Origin of the sequence: Bacillus sp. FSL R5-0512, assembly GCF_038593295.1 — a bacterium.
In the GTDB taxonomy this organism is placed as follows: Bacteria; Bacillota; Bacilli; order Bacillales; family Bacillaceae; genus Bacillus; species Bacillus safensis.
In genome coordinates this window covers 520,921-536,721 of the sequence record NZ_CP151982.1, presented here as the reverse complement: position 1 = coordinate 536,721, position 15,801 = coordinate 520,921, and the positions used below count along the sequence as shown (strand labels likewise).

At 42.2% G+C, this 15,801-nt stretch carries 20 protein-coding genes; 1 reads left to right on the top strand and 19 read right to left on the bottom strand.

Annotated elements, in window-relative coordinates; genetic code table 11:
• From NSQ25_RS02585 to acpS, 13 genes are all read right to left on the bottom strand, one after another.
• Positions 1-600 (bottom strand): PP2C family serine/threonine-protein phosphatase, encoded by a 600-nt coding sequence (locus NSQ25_RS02585; RefSeq protein ID WP_034283944.1) that lies wholly within the window; start codon positions 598-600, stop codon positions 1-3.
• Positions 600-1,388 (bottom strand): RNA polymerase sigma factor SigB, encoded by a 789-nt coding sequence (gene sigB / locus NSQ25_RS02580; protein ID WP_024427378.1) that lies wholly within the window; start codon positions 1,386-1,388, stop codon positions 600-602. Before sigB ends, NSQ25_RS02585 begins: the two co-directional genes overlap by 1 nt.
• Complete coding sequence (gene rsbW / locus NSQ25_RS02575) at positions 1,354-1,842, bottom strand: anti-sigma B factor RsbW (RefSeq protein WP_034283945.1); 489 nt, start codon at positions 1,840-1,842, stop codon at positions 1,354-1,356. The genes sigB and rsbW overlap by 35 nt, the downstream gene beginning before the upstream one ends.
• Positions 1,839-2,168, bottom strand: coding sequence for an anti-sigma factor antagonist (locus tag NSQ25_RS02570; RefSeq protein WP_024425392.1), 330 nt, complete (start codon positions 2,166-2,168; stop codon positions 1,839-1,841). Before NSQ25_RS02570 ends, rsbW begins: the two co-directional genes overlap by 4 nt.
• A 59-nt stretch (positions 2,169-2,227) precedes the next feature.
• Complete coding sequence (locus NSQ25_RS02565) at positions 2,228-3,235, bottom strand: PP2C family protein-serine/threonine phosphatase (RefSeq protein WP_024427377.1); 1,008 nt, start codon at positions 3,233-3,235, stop codon at positions 2,228-2,230.
• 10 nt (positions 3,236-3,245) lie between these two features.
• Positions 3,246-3,647 (bottom strand): anti-sigma regulatory factor, encoded by a 402-nt coding sequence (locus tag NSQ25_RS02560; RefSeq protein WP_024427376.1) that lies wholly within the window; start codon positions 3,645-3,647, stop codon positions 3,246-3,248.
• A gap of 2 nt (positions 3,648-3,649) precedes the next feature.
• Positions 3,650-4,018 carry an RsbT antagonist protein RsbS gene (gene rsbS / locus NSQ25_RS02555; RefSeq protein WP_003214235.1) on the bottom strand — a complete coding sequence of 123 codons (369 nt, stop codon included), beginning with the start codon at positions 4,016-4,018 and terminating at the stop codon, positions 3,650-3,652.
• 4 nt (positions 4,019-4,022) lie between these two features.
• Positions 4,023-4,853: an RsbT co-antagonist protein RsbRA gene (locus NSQ25_RS02550; protein WP_034283948.1), complete on the bottom strand. Its 831-nt coding sequence runs from the start codon at positions 4,851-4,853 to the stop codon at positions 4,023-4,025.
• 115 nt (positions 4,854-4,968) lie between these two features.
• Positions 4,969-5,319 (bottom strand): type II toxin-antitoxin system endoribonuclease NdoA, encoded by a 351-nt coding sequence (gene ndoA, locus NSQ25_RS02545; RefSeq protein WP_024425388.1) that lies wholly within the window; start codon positions 5,317-5,319, stop codon positions 4,969-4,971.
• 4 nt (positions 5,320-5,323) lie between these two features.
• Entirely contained in the window at positions 5,324-5,605 is a 282-nt protein-coding gene (locus tag NSQ25_RS02540) for a hypothetical protein (RefSeq protein WP_003214273.1), read from the bottom strand.
• 293 nt (positions 5,606-5,898) lie between these two features.
• A complete protein-coding gene (gene alr, locus NSQ25_RS02535) occupies positions 5,899-7,080 on the bottom strand; it encodes an alanine racemase (protein WP_070326713.1) in 1,182 nt (393 codons plus the stop codon).
• Positions 7,081-7,207: 127 nt separating this feature from the next.
• Positions 7,208-8,224 (bottom strand): outer membrane lipoprotein-sorting protein, encoded by a 1,017-nt coding sequence (locus tag NSQ25_RS02530; RefSeq protein ID WP_098677666.1) that lies wholly within the window; start codon positions 8,222-8,224, stop codon positions 7,208-7,210.
• Positions 8,225-8,384: 160 nt separating this feature from the next.
• Positions 8,385-8,750 (bottom strand): holo-ACP synthase, encoded by a 366-nt coding sequence (gene acpS / locus NSQ25_RS02525; RefSeq protein WP_041116756.1) that lies wholly within the window; start codon positions 8,748-8,750, stop codon positions 8,385-8,387.
• 94 nt (positions 8,751-8,844) lie between these two features.
• On the opposite strand from acpS, the gene NSQ25_RS02520 reads away from it, so the two are divergent.
• Positions 8,845-9,450 (top strand): rhomboid family intramembrane serine protease, encoded by a 606-nt coding sequence (locus NSQ25_RS02520; RefSeq protein ID WP_041116754.1) that lies wholly within the window; start codon positions 8,845-8,847, stop codon positions 9,448-9,450.
• 54 nt (positions 9,451-9,504) lie between these two features.
• On the opposite strand, the gene NSQ25_RS02515 is transcribed toward NSQ25_RS02520, so the two are convergent.
• The 6 genes from NSQ25_RS02515 to murF all read right to left on the bottom strand — a co-directional run bounded on the left by NSQ25_RS02515 (position 9,505) and on the right by murF (position 15,780).
• A complete protein-coding gene (locus NSQ25_RS02515) occupies positions 9,505-11,001 on the bottom strand; it encodes a PH domain-containing protein (protein ID WP_061110632.1) in 1,497 nt (498 codons plus the stop codon).
• A complete protein-coding gene (locus tag NSQ25_RS02510; protein WP_024425383.1) occupies positions 10,991-11,470 on the bottom strand; it encodes a PH domain-containing protein in 480 nt (159 codons plus the stop codon). Before NSQ25_RS02510 ends, NSQ25_RS02515 begins: the two co-directional genes overlap by 11 nt.
• A 112-nt stretch (positions 11,471-11,582) precedes the next feature.
• Entirely contained in the window at positions 11,583-13,073 is a 1,491-nt protein-coding gene (locus NSQ25_RS02505) for a DEAD/DEAH box helicase (RefSeq protein ID WP_061110633.1), read from the bottom strand.
• 165 nt (positions 13,074-13,238) lie between these two features.
• Positions 13,239-13,577 carry a glutamate synthase gene (locus NSQ25_RS02500; protein WP_034283957.1) on the bottom strand — a complete coding sequence of 113 codons (339 nt, stop codon included), beginning with the start codon at positions 13,575-13,577 and terminating at the stop codon, positions 13,239-13,241.
• Between the two features lie 127 nt (positions 13,578-13,704).
• A complete protein-coding gene (locus NSQ25_RS02495; protein ID WP_070326712.1) occupies positions 13,705-14,397 on the bottom strand; it encodes an alpha/beta fold hydrolase in 693 nt (230 codons plus the stop codon).
• 18 nt (positions 14,398-14,415) lie between these two features.
• Positions 14,416-15,780, bottom strand: a complete 1,365-nt coding sequence (gene murF, locus NSQ25_RS02490; RefSeq protein ID WP_070326711.1) for a UDP-N-acetylmuramoyl-tripeptide--D-alanyl-D-alanine ligase — start codon at positions 15,778-15,780, stop codon at positions 14,416-14,418.
• Between the last annotated feature and the right edge of the window lie 21 nt (positions 15,781-15,801).

The window sequence follows — 15,801 nt, the reverse complement described above, 5'->3', positions numbered from 1 at the left end:
TTACGTGAGCTGACCAAGTACATAGGTGAGATCGTCCTTTTTGTCTTGTGTGTATGTTTCAAGCTGTTTGGCGATGTCTTCAACTGAATGTCCATGCTTTAAACACATGCGCATGTTTGGCACATTCAGTCCGTCTGAATACATAATGAATATCGATCCTTTTTCGTAGGAATAGGTGTATGTTTTATATTTTCTAGGTTTCCCTGATAAGTATCCTGATGTCGGAAGTGGATAAATATAGTCGCCAGAAGGTGCATTCAAGATAAACCGAATATTGCCAACCGAACAATAGGTAAATTGCTGCTGGGAAAAATTCACCTTTAATATGGCCACAGTGGCCCCGCGTTTATTTTTCATAGCCTGATTGCATCTGTCGATGAGGGCCGCCACATCCTCATGTCCATATTCTTCGACAATTTCGCTGACTAAAGAAGATGATTCATTGGCGTACTGGCCGCTGCCTAATCCGTCTGCTACAGCACAAATTAGTTCTTCATCATCTGCTTTAATAAAAAAACTGTCCCCGCAGCATGGTTTTCCTTCTTTATTCGATTGATAGATAATGGCGTTTACATGCTCATGCTGTTCAATCTGTTTCATTACCCTAGCTCCATAGACGCATCTTCTGATAATGCATCTCGCAGTTTTTTCACTGCCTTCCGCTGAAGTCTCGATACATGCATTTGAGATATGCCAAGTAAATCGCCTGTCTCTTTCTGACTCTTATTTTGCAAGTAAGTCAGATTGATAATCTCTTTTTCTCTATCCGACAGCACATGAAGCACACTCTCAAGCATCATTTTTTGATTCACACGTTCGTAGCCCTCTTCCTGTGAGCCGACAACGTCTAAAATCGTCACAGTACTTCCTTCAGAATCAGCCTCTACGCCTTGGTCAACAGACAGCGCTTGATAGCTTTTGCCCATCTCCATGGTTTCAAGTACTTCTTCTTCTGTTACATCTAAGTATTCTGCAATTTCTTGGACTTTAGGTGATTTCTGTGTCTCTGTTGTCAAATGATCAACTGCCATTTTGATTCTTGGTCCAAGCTCTTTAATCCGCCTTGGTACATGGACACTCCATGTCTTATCTCGTAAAAAGCGTTTGATTTCCCCGATGATGGTTGGAATGGCAAAGGCTTCAAATGATTTACCGACGAGCGGGTCGTATCGTTTAATGGCGCCAAGTAAACCTATCATTCCAACTTGTCTAAGGTCCTCATGAAAGCTTTTTCCTTTAGAATATTTTTTCGCCAGCATATCAACCAAGTTTGTATAGCATTCGACCAGCGTGAGCTGCGCCTGCTCGTCTTGATTGGTTTGATAGCTTTGGATGAGGCGGTCTACTTCATCTTTAGTTAGTTTCATAGTTTTGGATGGTTGTGTCATGGTCAACTCGCTCCCTGTTTAAAAACTTTGTCATCGCCACGGTAACTCCGGAGTTTGCTTGCACCTCGACTTCATCCATCAATGTTTGCATTAAGTATAAACCAAGACCTCCTTCTGCCAATTGATCCACCGTATGAGCAGATGTGTACGGTCCCAGGTCTTCCTGTTTTTGCTTAAAGTCAAAGCTACCGCCTTTGTCAGCGACAATGATTTCTAGACGATCCTCGTAGACAAGAAAGCGAACAGCCACCTCTCCATCTTCGCCGTCTTCACCTTTGTAGGCATGCTGAACTGCATTTGTACAGGCTTCACTGACGGCTATTTTTAAGTCTTCAATTTCTTCATAGACATATCCCATCCGGCTCGCTACGCCTGACAGAGTCAAACGAATGATGCCTACATATTCTGGTTTTGCCGGTATTTTCATCTCGATTCGATCTACTGATTCGTTCATTGTACCCCACCCTCTGACTTTGCAGAAATGTCAATGATGTCCTTTAATCCAGTGATTTCAAACAACCTTACAAGCCGTTCTGACAAGTTCTCAAGCTTTAATGTGCCACCTGCTTTTTGAGCCGCTTTAAACAGCCCAACGAATACACCTAAACCTGTACTATCCATATACGTAACATCCTTTAGACAGATTTCAAGATGCTCTCCCGCCTCAGCTTTAGGCATGAGCGTTTCTCTTAGCTCAGGAGCGGAGTACACATCAATTTCACCGCTGACACTGATTTTCGTTTTTTGATCTATTTGATGCTCTTTTACAGACATATTCATTATGCATTCACCTCGAAATTCTTGTTTCCTAAAGTTTTATATACCCGCATGTTCACTTTCTAAACCTTTCTTTTGAGAACAAGTAAAGTAAAGTCATCGTGCAGCTGAAAATCCTGCAGTTTGAGTAAGCTGGCGTAGATGGCATCCACCATTTCTTGAGCTGAGTAGGATAGGTGCTCTGATATGAGTGTTTTGATGTCCTCCCTCTCTAAGAAACCATCCTCTGACTTGGATTCTGTGACCCCATCAGAGAATAAGATCACCATGTCTCCTGCATCCAAATGCTTCTCGTACTGTCTGTAGTCAAATTCTGGTGCGATCCCAAGGACAAGCCCTTTTGCGTCTAAATCGTAAAATGTGTTCTCTTTTTTGCAATAGAAAAAGCCCGGCTCATGACCAGCCGATGCGTATTTAAACTCATGCGTTTCTTTATTATAGCTGCCATAGAACATCGTGATAAACATACTTGGGTCTACGTTTTGCTCGACAACACGATTCAGGGTTTTCAGCACCTTTGTTGGGCCGCTCCCTGACTCTGGCAAGGAATCCATCGCATATTTAATCATCGACATACAGAGCGCAGCCGGGATTCCCTTTCCAATGACATCTGCGATCGCGATATTGATTGTATCGTGATCTGTTACAAAGTGGTAATAATCTCCACTCATCTGTTTTGCCGGTACACTAATTGCACCAATATCAAAGGTATCTCCTTCTGGAATTTTCGTTTCCAGAAGGGTTTGCTGAACATTTGCAGCAATTTCAATTTCAGATTTTATTTCTTGCTGGATGCCTCTGAGTGTTAAATGTTCTTGGTAGGCAAGTCCGTACCCAATCATGACTTCAATTAAGAAGTCTAGTGAATGAAAAACATCTTCCGGCAAATCAGGGTAAAGCTCCTGAATCACTTTTCGGTGAACACTCACTATTTCTTCAGGAGGTATTTGATGCTCAATGGTTTTACGGCTAAATTTTTGAGCTTGATAAAGCGATGTTTCAGTTAAATCACTGATATAACGACTGAGCAGCTGATGGTACCGCTGCTCCATTACCTCCTTAAAATCCATGGTTTCCCTCCTAGCGAAGCCACTTAACAGCTTGTATCTCCGTTCCTTGTTCTGGTGCAGAATCTAATTTAAATTCATCCATCAGCCGTCTGACGCCCGGAAGACCTGCTCCGAGTCCGCCTGATGTTGAAAATCCGTCTTCCATTACTTTACGTATATCCATGATACCCGGCCCCTCATCTGCTGCGATGACTTTGAGTCCACGCTTTCCGCGCTCCATCACTTCTTCTATACAAATCTGACCTTTACCAGCGTATAAATAGATGTTTCGAGCTAATTCTGAAATGGCCGTCGTAATTCTTGCTTGGTCAACTGTTCCAAATCCAAGTTCTTTTGCAACATTGCGCCCCAATTGTCTTGCTGCGACTATGTCCCATTCCGTCAATATTCTTACACAGGATTGGTCTTTCATATCTATTCCCCCAATTCCCGCTTCAGTGTCTCAAGCCCTTGTTCAAGATCTAGTGCTGTCTGAATTTCTTCAAGCGATATTCCAAGTTCAATCAGCGTCACAGCGACTGCCGGCTGTATTCCTGTTAATACAACTTTCGCCCCCATGAGCTTGGACATCGTGATCACATCACCTAATACCTTTGCAATAAAGGAATCAATCATGTCAACGGATGTGAGGTCAATGACAACACCGTTTGCTCCTGTTTCATGAATTTTATTCAGCAAGTCTTCTTGAAAGTGGAGAGCTGTTTGATCATCAAGCTCCCACTGTATCGAAATCAGAAGACAGTTATATAGTTTTAAGATTGGAATCTTCGGGTGATTTCTCACTGGGTTATCCCTCCAATGAAACAATTTTTCGATTTGTCATTTCCAAAGCAGTTTGAATTCCTTTTTGAAGGGTATTCTTTGTTGTAACTTGAGATAAATCAATTCCAAGGTTCACAATGGTTTGGGCTATTTCTGGACGAATACCGACAAGCAAGCACTTCGCACCTACTAATCTCACAGCCTCTGATGCTTGAATGATATGATGCGCTACCATTGTGTCAACGACAGGTACACCCGTAATATCAATTAAGACGACTTGTGAGCGATGTTTGACGACACCGTTGAGCAGATTCTCCATAATTTTTTTGGCACGTTCTGTGTCAATTGTTCCAACAAGCGGCATGACGGTAATGTGCTCAAATACTGGAATCAGCGGGGCAGAAAGTTCCTGCAGCGCGATTTTTTGAAGGTTGACTGTTTTCTCCCATGAGATGGAATACTGGTTTAAGATCTCGTTATGAATAGGTGTGATGAATCGATCAATTTGCCAGATGAGGTCATGACTTTCTTCTGTTGTATCTTTGTCATCGTTCATTTTGTGATATAAATGTGAACGGATTTCTGTTAGACCATTTGCCAGTAACTTAAGTGATATACCCATTTGAACAATTTTTAAAGCAAAAGTTTGCACTTTTTCTTCAAAATCTTCAGCATACCCTTCTGAAAGAGATGTAATGATTAATTGAACATATTCCGAACAGATGGTTTCATACATATTGTCGTTCAGCATCATGTCCGTTTCTTTTTCTCCGAGTCGTCTAAAAATGTCCGTCCACTCTTTTTGTAATTCCTCTCGATGCTCTCTTGCAAAAGCTAACACGATATGATTCGACATGTTTTACCCCCTACGTACATAAACAGCACTTCTTTTAGTCTTTCTTCATTATAACGTTAATAAAAATTGAACACAAAAAAAGTTGCTCCCAACAGAGCAACCAAGTATCACCATATTAAAAATCAATAAGAGCCAAACTAACTTGTAAGGCTTCATCAACCTTCTCCATCATCTCATCATCAAGATGTGTGATTTTATCTGTCAATCTTTGTTTATCGATTGTACGAATCTGCTCCAAGAGAATGACAGAATCTCGTTCAAAGCCGTAGCGCTTTGCATCAATTTCGACGTGAGTCGGTAATTTCGCTTTTTGTATTTGGGCTGTTATGGCTGCAACGATAGCAGTCGGGCTGAAGCGATTTCCAATGTCATTTTGAATCACCAATACTGGGCGAACCCCGCCCTGCTCGGAGCCAACAACAGGAGATAAATCAGCAAAGTAAACATCACCGCGTTTAACAATCAAATGTTTAACCCCCGCTGACTAATCGCTCAACTGTATTCTCAGCCTCAAATTCTGCGTATTGTGCCTCTGAAGAGATATTCAGATTAATTTTCGCCATCTCCATGTAGCCGCGTCTCATCGATTCACGATTTTGTCGAATATTGCGTTCACGAATATACGTTTTTGTCGCTCGGTAGATCAATTCATTTCTTGTTACCTTATCCTGCTCTGCTACTCGTTCGATTTCAGACATCAAAGCCTCCGGTAGTCGAATCTTCATTTCGTTTGTTGCGCTGGATTCAGACAAAAAACATACACCTCCACAAAACTTACGGATACCGTTTCGATCCATTCCAAGACTAATCATACCATTATTCAATGCGCAAGCAAAGCTGTTTTTTCATGATTTCTTATTAGAACATGAAGCGGCTGTTCACCCGTAAATCAAAGATGATAATGGAGTTCTTCTTTCACATTATACGCTTTTTTCCGAAAATCATACGGTATTTCCAAAATCTCTAAAAAAGGGAGAATGTTTACCCCTTCTTTGTAGAATAAAAGGAACGATGTCAGTTTGACGATCGTTCCTGTGAAAGCTGTTTAGAAAAAGCTGGACCCGCCTTGAAGAAGCGGATTCCGCACATGCACCCTTTTGCCGTCCTCTATATAAACTCTTGGGACGCGTTGGCCAATGGAGCAAGTGACTTCATAGTTAATGGTTTCAAGCCTTTTTGCAATTTCATCGACTGATACCATTTCTTCACCTTGTCCACCAATCAAAACGACTGGCTCCCCTGCCGGAAGGTTCTCTTTCAGTTCAACCATGAATTGATCCATACATATCCTTCCGGCAATCTTCCGGCGCTTACCGCCAACAAGTACTTCCGTGCCTGCCAGCTTCCGGATCCATCCGTCTGCATAGCCGACTGGTACCGTACCGATCCATGTATCTTGATTAGCTGTATACGTCGCCCCATAGCTGACACTCTCACCCTTTTGAATGAGCTTCACATGGGCAAGCTTTGTATGAAGAGACATGGCTTCTTCCAGCTTGAAAGGAAGTTCATCTTTGATTTCCTCTGATGGTGACAGCCCGTACATACTGATGCCGAAGCGAACCATATTAAACAACACTTCTTTAAACCTCAAACCTGCTGCACTATTGGCACAATGAACGAGCAGCTTTTCCGTATGAAGCGGCTGAAGCAGGGTTTGAAAGGTGTCGACTTGCCGCTCAAAATAGTTCTCATCCTTTTCATCTGCTGTCGCAAAGTGAGTAAATACACCTTCCAGCTTTAAATAAGAATGCTCGCTGACAAGCTTCTTTACTTCATTCACTTCCTCTAACGTTTTCACACCTAAACGGTTCATTCCGCTGTCTATTTTCAAATGAAAACGAATGGGTTGTCCCATCTGCCCTTTCATCATATCGACGATTTCCCTCAGCCACCTGGTGGAGTAAGCGGTCATGATCACATTGTATCGAACAGCGGTTTTGACATACTCCGGCGGTACTGCGCCGAGTACAAGAATCGGTGCTTTAATGCCTTGATTTCTTAAAGAAATGGCCTCATCTAAAAAGGCTACAGCTAACAAGTCTGCACCTGCTTTGAGGGCAACTCTTGCCACTTCTATATCTCCATGTCCATATGCATTGGCTTTCACAACAGCCATCAATTGAACATTTTGACCGATATGATCTTTCATATGTGAAACATTGTGCTTGATTGCTGTTAAATTAATTTCTGCCCATGTGTCTCTATAAAAGGCATTTGTGTCCATCAGTCACACTTCCCTATTGAATGATTCAATCCCCTCATATGATACTAAAAATCAAGAATAATGTGAAACAAATCAAAGAAAATCAGCCCTTGCACAGGGCTGATATGTTGTTTTTTAAGGCTCTCGCCTATTTAGCTGACTGGCCTTCTACACTCTTTGCGACCATCAAAAGCTCTTCCTTCGATAAATCACTTGAGGAAATTAAATAGTCAACCCCGTCAGATGTCCATGAGAGGGATTGATCTGTCAGAACCCCTACTGTCATACCAAGATCGACCGGCTCGCCGTTCATCGTGACAGGCGTAGATGCTTCAGCTACTCGCGCTTTTTCCTGAATGAGTGTGAAGGATTTCTTGCCGCCGTACGTAATTACATAACGCTTCCCAGCATCTGTCGTCATTTCTTTCTCTTCCATCTTCTTCACGCCTTCTGGCATATCAACTGGTGTTTTCACCGCAAAGCTGTCAGATGGGTCTGCACTTGTGGCAACATCCATTTGAGAGAGTGTCATGTTTTTCTTCTCATCAAATGCATCTTTGTCAAAGGATTTATTGAATTCAAAGTGAGAGAATTCCACTTTCACCATTGGCTTTTTGTCGCTATCCAGCACTTTCACACTGGCAGGCGCCATTGTTTTCTTATGAAAGGTAATCTCTTGGGTAGGCAGCATTTGGTTGTGCTGATAATTGGTCTTCGTTTCGAACACATACTTTGACTCTTTCGCTTTGAACTGAGCTGCACTGTCATTTTTAATGTCCTTCACAAGTGATTCGAATAAATAGACCTGACTGCTATTATTCGGCCAATCACTATGGAAACGGAAGCTCTTGTTCAATGAAGGTGTCAGCACAAACACACCATTGCCATTTCTTAAAATGACTTGACTCTGATCCTTTTTCGGATTTTCTAAATAGACACGGTAAAGCTCCGGCTTTTTGTACCAAATTTCTACCTGGTACTCCTGCGGGTCATTTCCTGTCTCAATGGTCATTTTTGCTTTGGCTTTGTATGATGTCATTTCCTCTGCCTTTTTGTTTAAATCTCCAACGATATCCTTCTGAGATTTTTGACCGCATGCGGAGAGAATCAGTACAAAAAGGATTCCCGTTACAAGCAAAACAAAGCTTTTTCTCACCCTTTTCAACCCCTTCGTTAATTGTGTTAAAAGGAAGAAACCGCTTGTTTGACTTTAACAGTACGCCTCAAGAGTTAACTGCGTACCGCGAACCATCAAAGCCTGTTAGCAACTCGCCCTTCCTTATCGCACTACCCAATATATGAAGGGGGGACAAACAATATGCAGACTAGCTTGACAACCTTTCAATTAAAACTTGTGCAGCAGCATATTCCTTTGTATGGGTTATCGACACATGGACCTGATCGCCCTCTGCTTTCTCGCTTTTGATGAAGGGTTTCCCCTTATCGTCTTTTTGAATGTCTATGTCATGAAAGCTTAAATGCTGACCGATTCCCGTTCCGTATGCTTTAGCGAAGGCTTCCTTTGCCGCAAAGCGTCCTGCCAAAAATTCCAGCTGTCTTTTTTCACTGAGTGTAAGAAAGACGTCCTGTTCACTTAAAGTCAAAATTCGTTCCGGTAAACGGGGCTGTCTGCTGAGCACCCGCGAAAGACGGTCGATCTCTACAATATCAATGCCTATTCCTTTGATCATGAGGTACCTCCTATGATACTCGTACTAATTTGAGTGTTCGCTTCATAAACGTGTTACTATAAACTTACCATTATCTAGTCAAAAGGGGTTTGTTATGTTTATTCGAACGGAGAGCTTTCAACAATTTATTAGATCGTATCCAATCGTAACAGCGATCCTTGCTTTACAAATCGGCCTGTGGCTTATATTTGCGGTTCCTATCCCTATTATACAGCTTGGACAGGATCATCTCGTCGGTTTCAATTATGGTGTAGCAGCTGGGGAATGGTGGCGTCTCGTCACACCTATTTTTCTGCACGGGAGTCTCACGCATATTTTATTCAATTCCATGTCCCTTTTCTTGTTCGCCCCAGCGCTTGAACATTTGCTTGGGAAGGTTCGATTTCTAATCATTTATCTCGGTGCAGGATTCATTGGCAATCTCGGAACCTATTGGGTGGAGCCTTTAGAGTATGTACATGTTGGCGCTTCTGGTGCGATCTTCGGTTTGTTTGGGGTTTATCTATACCTTGTCCTGTTTAAACCGCACATGATGGACCGCGGGAATTCACAAGTGATTTTAACGATTCTTGCTGTTTCTGTCATCATGACGTTCGTCAATTCGAACATCAATATCATGGCTCACTTATTTGGATTGATCGGCGGTATGATTCTAGCACCGATTACGCTGCTTTTCCATTCGAAAAAAAGACGCTATTAATCTCATAAAAAATGTCGATCACTCCTCAAGCAGGAGCTGATCGACATTTTTCGTTTAAGACGATTGATTTTTTTCATACGAATACCAATCAAATACACGTGCCGCATCTTCTTCCTCAAGGTGATGCACACCAAAGGAATCAAGCAGCGCAGAGGATTTCACAAAGGTGTGAATACTGGCGACCCGGCCTTTCTTTTGGAAAAAAGATTGCGTCATCGTATAGTTTTGCATTCGTTTTCTCAAGACAATGCCAGTGGTCTTGCCAATGCCTCTTGATGTCATTTGAATCAATGAATCTTTGATTGTATATCCTGATTGTTTATAAGCTAAATAGCCAAAGAATAGAGCAAGCGGTAACGGAATGAGTCCCAAATATCCCCATGGCGGAAAGCGTACCGACAGGATGATACCTACAAGTAACGGCACAAAGCCATAAGAGATCAGGTAGCGCTTGAGCGAACGTTTTGGCACTTTTTTCAGCTCTGTTTCTGGTGCTACATGATAATGATCGGTGAATTGTGACAGCAATTCATTTATTTTTTTCTTCCGAATGAGCGGAAATAAGACGGAAGAGGTTTCTTTCTCTGTAATCGAACCTCCCGCACTAACAAGCATCACCGTCGCAAAACCAAAAGGCTCACGGATCATATTCTCTTTGATTTTCACTGCTTGAATTCTCGCAAGTGGAATGGTCATTTGATGTCTCTCGATGAGCCCCCTTGTAATGATGATGTCATTCCCTTTTCGTTTTGCAGCAAAATTCGCATACTGAAGTGCTGTTACCCCGACACTCAGGATCCACGCGATCAATACGGCAAGAAATATCAAAATCGCATAGATTTCAACGCTCGCATGACTTAAAAAAGAGAACTGCTTGAAGAACCCGTCCAAAGGAAGAATTTCATCTATTTGCGTGTAGATGGCGAGACACCCGGATATAATGACTCCGATACCGCTTGAAGTGGTCGCAGCCAAAAGCAATTCTGGCACACCCATACGATAGGAGACATTGATTTCTTCCTGCACAGGTTTTTGCACAGTCAAATGGCCAGGCAGATCACCCGCTTCATCCGTCATTTCTTCTTCCTGCAAGCTTTTCTTCCGGTTGAAAATCGACTGCTTTAATTGTTCCGCTTCTGCTTTTGTAATCGCGGTCAGGCTCACTTCTGGACCATCCGTTCCGCCTGCCGTTTCGATTTGGACCCGTACTAAACCGAAAATCCGCTGAAAAATGCCTTCACTTGTATTAACCGTTTGAATTCGTTCTAACGAGATATATTTTTTCTTTTTCGTAATCACACCCGATTCCACACGAAATTCATCGTCTTCCATCCGGTAAGTGAATCGTCTCCATTCTAAAATGGTAAAAACGGCTTTCCACAAAAGAAGCACACCAAGAATGATAAATGCATAAAAGCGAATGCTCGAATTCGAGTTCACAAAAATCAGCACGAAAAAAGGGATAATGAAGTTTTTGATCATGGATACAGCATCTGATATAAAATCAATGAACATCGAGATGGGATGTACACGTTTTGGTTCAGACATCATCTTCTGTCACCCTTGCTAAACGAGATATGTAATCACGAAGCTCATCTGCCTCTTCTAATTCTAGCGCCGGTATATCATGAACTGTGGCAGCAGTCGAAATTTGAACAGATGCCAAACGGTAGCGCCTTAAAAGCGGCCCTTGAGATGTATCAACATGCTGAACACGAACCATCGGCACAATTACACGTGTGACGCGAATGAGTCCATGCTGTATTTCAATTTCATTTTCGAATACTTCGTAGCGCCAGATGTGATGGCGGATTTTTGGTATGAGCCAAATGCCAAATATGACCTGTAAGACCCATAAACCAGAAAGGATCGCTCCAATCCAATATGGCCATTGAAAATAGTAGCTGGCAACAAATACCCCAATGATGATGAGTAAAAAAATCAATGAGATAATTCCATTTTGAAGACGCCATACCTTTAAACCATTTAAACTAATTTGACGTTGCGGCTGTTTTCTCACATTCTTCCCCCATTCTCTTACTTTTCTATCAATATATTACGTAACAAAGCCTAAAAAGTTTCAATTTCAGCCTGTTAAAAAAAGCGAACCCTGCAAAGGATTCGCTTTAGAATTAATTGTTATAAGATTTCTTTTGACGACGATCGTTAGAAGAACGATTGCGGTCATTTGAAGAACGCTTTTTATCACCGTAAGATGAACGGCCTTTCCCGCGATAGCCGCCTCCGCCGCCACCGTCTCTACGTTTAGAAGAGCTGCGGTTGTTACGATTGCGTTTTGAAATCATTGGTGCTTCATCTGTTAAACGAACAGGCGTTGCATCCGGCTCTTTTGTCATCATTTTGATCGCAGCTGCAACCACTGTCACAGAATCATGATCTTCCAACAATTCAGCAGCAGCTGTCATGTAGAAGTTCAAGTTGTTTTCACTGATGATTGTACGCAGACGATCAATGGTTACTTGCTGTTGTCCTTCGATTGCCTCATCTAGTGTTGGTTCTTTCATACGATCCATTTTACGTTTAGTCGTTTGCTCAATCGCACGAAGCATATCTTTTTCACGTGGTGTGATGAATGTCATCGCCATACCTGTACGTCCAGCACGTCCAGTACGTCCAATACGGTGAACGTAGCTTTCTGGATCTTGCGGTACGTCAAAGTTATACACGTGTGTGACGCCTGAGATATCAAGTCCACGTGCTGCAACGTCTGTTGCTACAAGCACATCGATTGAACCTTCTTTGAATTTACGAAGCGCAACCATACGTTTTGCTTGAGTCAGGTCACCATGAATTCCTTCAGCTGTATAACCTCTAAGGTTAAGTGCTTCAGTCAATTCGTCAACACGGCGTTTCGTACGGCCGAAGACAATTGAAAGCTCAGGTGATTGAATGTCAAGAAGACGAGTCAATGTATCAAACTTTTTACGCTCGTGAATATCCAAATAGAACTGTTGGATGTTAGAGACTGTCATTTCTTTCGCTTTTACTTTTACGTGTTCTGGGTTTGTCATAAAACGCTCTGCAATGCGCTTAATTGGTGCAGGCATTGTCGCAGAGAATAAAAGTGTTTGGTGTTCACTTGGTACATTTGAAAGGATCGATTCAATGTCTTCAATGAAACCCATGTTTAACATTTCGTCTGCTTCATCAAGCACAACTGTTTCAACATTTTGAAGACGCATTGTACGACGGTTAATGTGATCGAGTAAACGTCCTGGAGTCCCTACGATGATATGAGGATTTTTCTTGAGCGAACGGATTTGGCGGCCGATATCTTGTCCACCGTAAATCGGAAGTACGCGCGCACGCTTGTCTTGGCCGATTTTATATAGCTCTTCAGATACTTGAATCGCTAATTCTCTTGTTGGCGCAATGATAATCGCTTGGATGTTTGGAGAAGCTGGGTCAATTTTTTCTACAAGAGGAATACCAAATGCTGCAGTTTTTCCTGTACCTGTTTGTGCTTGTCCAATGACATCTTTATTCTGAAGACCGAGAGGAATTGTTTCCGCTTGAATCGGTGTTGCTTCTTCAAATCCCATGCGGTTAATAGCTTTCATGAGACTTTCGCTTAATTGAAAATCTTGAAACGTTATAGTCAAATTATTCAAACTCCTTCTAATTGCTGTTTCAGTAATCTCGTGAATGATCATTAAAAACTGCCCTTTTCCGAAAGGACAGGTCCATTATATACAAAGCCCGAATTACCCTACCTTATATCTTACCATTACCCTATTTGTTTTTCAACAAGACAGAAATGGATATATCTACTGTTCTACAATGACAGATTCACCTTCACTTTGATCTCCGTCCATCCATTTCCACTTTTCAAACAGTTGAATTTTTCCGTTATCCAGCTGCTTTGGAGTAGAATTGCAAGTCCCGCTTCTCATGCTGCCGTCCTTGCTTACATGGTGATATCTAAAATGAAGTGTTCCATCCTCATTCACAGTTCCTACAAGTACGCCAGATATAATACTGCCGCCTTGATATGTGCCCGTTAATATATTCCCGTCCTGACGATATTGAAATATGGTTCCTGCTGATACTTCTCCGTTACTCGAATTAGACTGCGGGACAAAGGTTTTTCCGTCATATTGAAACAACCGAATCAACCACCTTTTCTTTCCTATTGTACCATATGCCTGTCACTCATTCGACAAAAATGATGCAAATTTTAACAAGTGGGATTCAATTTATATTAGTTTAGCCACATTTTAGCTTTTCTATAGATTAAATTGCTTTTTTTAGAAAATGTTCTACTTTCTCAAACAATTGCTGGGCACATGGCTCATGACAAACATGATGTTTACAATCGGGCAAATAAAACATTTCTTTCTGGCGAGACGGGACTTTATGATAAATAAATTCTGCACTTGAAGCAGGCACAATCCCGTCGCTTTCACCTTGAACAATTAACACAGGCAGATGAAGCTTCTCAAGCGAATTCTTCGTTTGCTTTACCAGCTTCACAAACTCTATCGCAGCTGACAGCGGCGTGCTTGTGAGCTTATGGCGATATCGATCATATAAAGGGTTTGTATCAATGATCCCTGACAGGGACTCCTTTACCATCTGCCTTGTGTCTTGCATTATTTGTTTTGGGTTCACATATTTAGCCGCAGCACTTAATAGAACGAGACGGGCAACTGGGTACTTCGCTGCTAAGTAAGAAGCAATCATTCCGCCCATAGAAAAGCCGATCAAATACACGGTGTCACAAGTTCGATAAAGGGATAGAAGTTCGAGTTCAGCTGTCGCTATCCATTCTTGATAAAGAATGCCTTTTAACTGAAGCTCATCCCCATGCCCCGGAAGCGTGACAGACTGCACTTCCCAATCTGCCGTCTGTTTTAAATATTGCGCCAGCGGTTCTACTTCATAAGGGGCACCCGTAAAACCGTGGATACATAAACAGCCAATCATTCTGTCACCTTCTCACTTTTATAGTGCAGTAATGACTTCTTCCAATTTCATGCCGCGTGAGGCTTTGACAAGCACAACATCGTCAGGCCCTGCCACTTCAGCTAGTTTTTTCTTCAGGTCCTCTTTGTCCATAAAGGAGAAGACGTGCTCAGCCCCGAATGATTTTTTCGCTCCTTCAGCAATGAATGCACCTAGACGGCCATACGTCATGACATGATCAATAAATTCTGGCTTGATGTAACGGCCTAATTCATAATGATACGTTTCTTCTTCGCTGCCCATTTCGAGCATATCTCCAAGTACAAGAATACGATTGGCGAAGCCGTCCATATCTCCCACAAGATCAATGGCTGCTTTCATAGAAGTAGGACTTGCATTATATGCATCATTGATGACAGTGATTCCTTTGTCTGTTTTAATCAGCTCAAGACGCATCCCCGTCAACTTCGTTTGCATCAGTCCTTGGGCAATTTGTCTTTCATTCAGCCCAAAATGCTGGCCTATAGCAATAGCAGCAAGTGCATTCTTCACATTATGTTTCCCTAATACAGGAATGAGAAAACCCTGGGCATACCCTTCGACCTGAAATTCTGTTCCTTCTGCAAGCTGGTTGATGTGCGTTACCTTGATATCACAGTCCTCTGCTTCTCCAAAGGTTTTTACACGCTGAGAGAGTGAACTTGCTCTTTCGCGAAGCAAAGGCTCATCACCTAAGTAATAAAAGATGCCGTCTTCTTTTAACCCTTTTACGATCTCACATTTTGCATCAGCAATGGCTTCTCTTGATCCTAAATCTTGCATATGAGATTCCCCGATATTTGTGATGACTGCCGCATCCGGCTCAGCGAGATCTGATAAAAATTCGATTTCGCCTTTTGCACTCATGCCCATCTCCAAAACCGCAATATCTGTTCCTTCAGGCATTGCAAGAATAGTGAGCGGAAGACCGATATGATTATTAAAGTTACCGTTTGTTTTATGAACTCGATACGCTGTTTGCAAGACGGAATGAATCATATCTTTCGTTGTGGTTTTCCCATTACTTCCTGTAATACCGACAACACGAGGGTTTTCTTCTTTTAAGTATGATTTCGCCAGCTGTTGAAGGGCAGCTAGTGTATCCTCTACAAGAATTACCGGAACGCCTTCTGGCGGATTGGCTTCTTTTTGATTCCAAAGTACAGCTGATGCTCCAAGCTCCACTGCTTTCGAAGCAAATGTGTGACCGTTAAAATGTTCTCCGATAAGCGGGATAAACAGGGCGCCGTTTGATACTTTTCGTGTATCTGTTGTCACTCCGTGAATCTGTTCTTCGCCAAAAGCTTGATTAGATAGGGTTCCACCAGCCATTTGGGCGATTTGTTTCACTGTACGTTTGATCATGATTTTTCGCCTCTCTTTCTC